Source organism: Amycolatopsis speibonae (assembly GCF_042647925.1).
GTDB lineage: Bacteria > Actinomycetota > Actinomycetes > Mycobacteriales > Pseudonocardiaceae > Amycolatopsis > Amycolatopsis speibonae.
This window is the reverse complement of the sequence record NZ_JBHRWK010000099.1, coordinates 1-4233: the sequence shown is the minus strand read 5'-3', so window position 1 is coordinate 4233 and position 4233 is coordinate 1. Positions and strand designations below refer to the sequence as shown.

Annotated in this window: 1 protein-coding gene; it reads left to right on the top strand. The window is 68.5% G+C overall.

The genetic code is table 11. The features are described from left to right. On the top strand, nt 1-4233 hold a 4233-nt coding region (locus tag ACFOSH_RS39945; protein WP_449224210.1), incomplete at both ends, for an SDR family NAD(P)-dependent oxidoreductase.

Below are 4233 nucleotides of genomic sequence, written 5' to 3'. Positions count from 1 at the left end.
GTGCTGCGTTGGCGGATGCTGGTCTTTCTTCGTCTGATGTGGATGCTGTGGAGGCGCATGGCACCGGGACGACGTTGGGTGATCCTATTGAGGCGCAGGCGTTGTTGGCGACTTATGGTCAGGATCGTGAGGAGCCGTTGTGGTTGGGTTCGGTGAAGTCGAACCTGGGGCACACGCAGGCCACGGCCGGGGTCGCCGGGGTGATGAAGATGGTGCTCGCGATGCAGCACGGTGTGCTGCCGAAGACTTTGCACATCACCGAGCCGAACGAGCGGATCGACTGGAACTCCGGAGCGGTCGAACTGCTGACCGAGGCAAGGGACTGGCCGGACACCGGCAGGCCGCGACGGGCCGGGGTGTCCGCGTTCGGTATCAGCGGTACCAACGCCCACGTCATCCTGGAGCAGGCGCCGGAGATCGCTCCCGCGCCCACCGTGCAGGTTTCCGTGCAGCCGTGGGTGCTTTCGGGTAAATCGCCGGAGGCCGTGGAGGCGTTCGCCGGTCGGCTGGCCGGGTATGCCGGTGATGCCGCGGGTGTGGCGGCGGGGCTGACGGGTCGTTCGGTGTTCGAGCATCGCGCGGTGCTGGTGGGTGAGGATCAAGCCGGCTTGGCTGCCGCGTTGGCGGCGGGCGAGTTGCCTGCTGGTGTCGTGCGGGGTTCTGGCTCCGGTGTGGATCGCGTCGTGTTTGTGTTCCCCGGTCAGGGCTCGCAATGGCTTGGCATGGCCTCGGCCTTGCTGGGGGAGAGCCCGGTGTTCGCTTCGCGGATGGCGGAGTGCGACAGTGTTTTGAGGTCCTTTGTGGACTGGTCGTTGTTCGAGGTGTTGGACGACGAGGCTGCATTGGGTCGGGTTGATGTTGTTCAGCCGGTGTTGTGGTCGGTGATGGTGTCGCTGGCCGCGGTGTGGCGGTCGCTCGGTGTGGTTCCGTCGGCGGTGGTGGGCCATTCCCAGGGTGAGATCGCGGCTGCGGTGGTGTCGGGTGGCTTGAGCCTGGAGGACGGCGCCCGAGTGGTGGCGCTGCGGAGCCAGGCGATCGCCGCCGAACTCGCCGGTCTGGGCGGAATGTTGTCGGTGGCTGCTCCGGTGACGGAGGTCGGCGACGGTGTGTCGATCGCTGCGGTGAATGGCCCGAACGCGGTCGTGCTGTCCGGTGATCCCGAAGCGCTGGCCAAGGCGAAGGCCAAGTTCGAGGCCGAGGGTGTTCGGGCTCGGTTGGTGGCGGTGGACTATGCCTCGCATTCGGCTCATGTGGAGCGGATCGAGGCGGAGCTTGCCGAGTTGCTTGCCCCGGTGACACCGCGTACGGGCGATGTCCCGTTCTATTCCACTGTGGACTCTCAGTGGCTGGACACGACTGAGTTGACGGGTGGTTACTGGTATCGGAACCTTCGTCAGACAGTGCGGTTCGCGGACGCGGTGGAGCAGTTGGCCGAAGAGGGTCTGCAGATGTTCGTCGAGGTCAGTGCCCATCCGGTGTTGACGATGGCGATCGAGGACACCGTGGATGTGCCGGTGGTGGGCACGCTCCGCCGCGACGAAGGTGGGCTGCGAAGGTTCCTTCTCTCAGCAGGCGAGGCGTTCTGTAATGGTGCGGACGTGGACTGGCGGGGGTTGCTCGGCAAGGCCGGGACGGTTCCGGAGGATCTGCCGACATATCCGTTCCAGCATGAGCGCTACTGGCTGACCGACGCCCAGCCGGACCCAGCGGACTCAGTAGAGTCCACTGTGGATGCCCGGTTCTGGGACGCGGTCGGCCAAGAGGACCTCGCCGGTCTGGCGAAGACCCTCGGTACCTCCGAAGACCAGCAAGCCGCGCTGCGAGCCGTGCTGCCCACGCTCACGTCCTGGTACCGAGGGAACCAGGAACAGGCCGAAAAGGACAGCAAGCGTTACGGCGTTTCCTGGCAGCCACTGGATCCGCCCGGCGTCCCGAAGCTCGACGGCACGTGGGTCGTGCTGTCTTCGGCCACGGACAGCGGGCACCCGTGGGTCCGAGGCTCACTCGACGCGATCACCCGGGCCGGTGCGGCGGTGCGGCATCTCGAACTCGACGAGCAGGACACCGACCGCGCGGTGCTCGCCGGGAAACTCCGGTCGGCACTCGAAGACGGGGCCGAGCCCGCCGGTGTCCTTTCCCTGCTCGCGTTCGACGAAAACGGCCACAGCGTCCACCGTGCGGCACCGCTCGGGCTGGCGCTCACCGTCGCGCTGGTCCAAGCGCTCGGGGACGCCGGTGTGCGGGCGCTGCTGTGGTGCGCGAGTGACGGCGCGGTGTCCGTGACCCCGGCCGAGGCGCCGCGGAATCCGGCACAGGCCCAGGTGTGGGGGTTCGGCCGGGTCGTCGGCCTGGAACACCCCGAACGCTGGGGCGGACTCGTGGACCTGCCTGCCGAGGTGACGGACCGCGCCCTCGCCGGACTGACAAGCGCACTCGGCAACGCGGCGGAGGAAGACCAGCTCGCCGTCCGTGCCACCGGCGTCCTCGTCCGCCGCCTGCTGCGTACTCCGGCCGGAGACGTACCGGTCCGGACCTGGCGCCCGGAAGGCACGGTCCTGGTGACCGGGGGCACGGGCGCGCTCGGGACGCACGTCGTCCGCTGGCTCGCGCGCAACGGAGCCGAGCACGTGCTCGTCACCAGCCGTCGCGGCCCTGACGCCCCCGGAGCTGCGGAACTCCGCGACGAGCTCGCGGAGCTGGGGTGCCGCGTGACGATCGCGGCTTGCGACATCGCCGATCGCGCTTCGCTCGCCGAGGTGCTCGCGGAGCATCCGGTCACCGCCGTGTTCCATGTGGCGGCGGTGCTCGACGACAGCCTGATCGACTCGCTCACCACCGCGCAGATCGACCGGGTCACCCAGGTCAAGGTCGGCGGCACCCGTAACCTCCACGAACTGACCGAAGACCGCGACCTGTCCGCGTTCGTGCTCTTCTCGTCGTTCGCCGGCACCACCGGCGGGCCGGGGCAGGGCAACTACGCGCCCGGCAACGCCTTCCTGGACGCCTTCGCGCAGCAACGCCGCGCGCACGGCCGCACCGCGACCGCCGTCGCCTGGGGACCGTGGGCGGGCGGCGGTATGGCCGAGGGCGACGGCGGGGAACTGTCACGGCGGCACGGGCTCAAGGACGTCAGTCCCGAGCTGTCGCTGGCCATCCTCCAGCAGGCGCTCGACCACGACGAAACCTTCCTGACCGTCGCGGACATCGACTGGGAACGGTTCTTCCTCGCCTTCACCTCCTCGCGGGCACGGCCGTTCCTGCACGGGGTGGACGACGTCCGGCGGATGCTCGCCTCCGGTGCGGGCGGGGACATGGTCGGCACGGGCACGGCGAAGAACGCCGCCCCCGCGTCGGCCTCCGAACTCGGCGCGCGGCTGGCGAACCAGCCTGCCGCCGACCAGGAGCGCGAGCTGATGCGGCTCGTCCGCGGCCAGATCGCCACCGTGCTCGGGCATGCCGACGCCGAACGCATCGAGGCCAAGAAAGCCTTCCGCGAACTGGGTTTCGACTCGGTGACCGCGGTCGAACTGCGAAACCGGCTGAACGTGATCACCGGGCTCCGGCTGCCTGCCACGCTGATCTTCGACTTCCCGTCACCGGCCGCGCTGGTCGCGCATCTGCGCAAGGAAGTACTCGGCGAGGCCGAAAGCACCGCCCCGGTCACGGCCGTCCCGGTGGCCGCGACGGACGAACCCGTGGCCATCGTGGCGATGAGCTGCCGTTATCCGGGCGACGTGGAGACGCCGGAAGACCTGTGGCGAATGCTCGCCACCGGCGGCGAAGGCATCACGGACTTCCCGGTCGACCGGGGCTGGGATGTCGAGGCACTCTACGACCCGGACCCGGCGGCCGAGGGCAAGACCTACACCCGCCGCGGCGGTTTCCTGCACCGGGCCGGGGATTTCGATCCTGGGTTCTTCGGGATCTCACCGCGTGAGGCGCTGGCGATGGATCCGCAGCAGCGGCTGTTGCTGGAGACTTCGTGGGAGGCCTTCGAACGAGCGGGCATCGACCCGCTGTCCCTCGCGGGAAGTTCTTCGGGAGTCTTCTTCGGAATGTCCTATCAGGACTATGTCGATCAGCTGAACCAGGCGCCCGACAGTGTTTACGTCGGAGTCGGCAACACCGCGAGTGTGGCGTCGGGTCGGGTGGCGTATGCGTTGGGGTTGGAGGGTCCGGCGGTGACGATTGATACGGCGTGTTCTTCGTCGTTGGTGGCGTTGCATTTGGCGT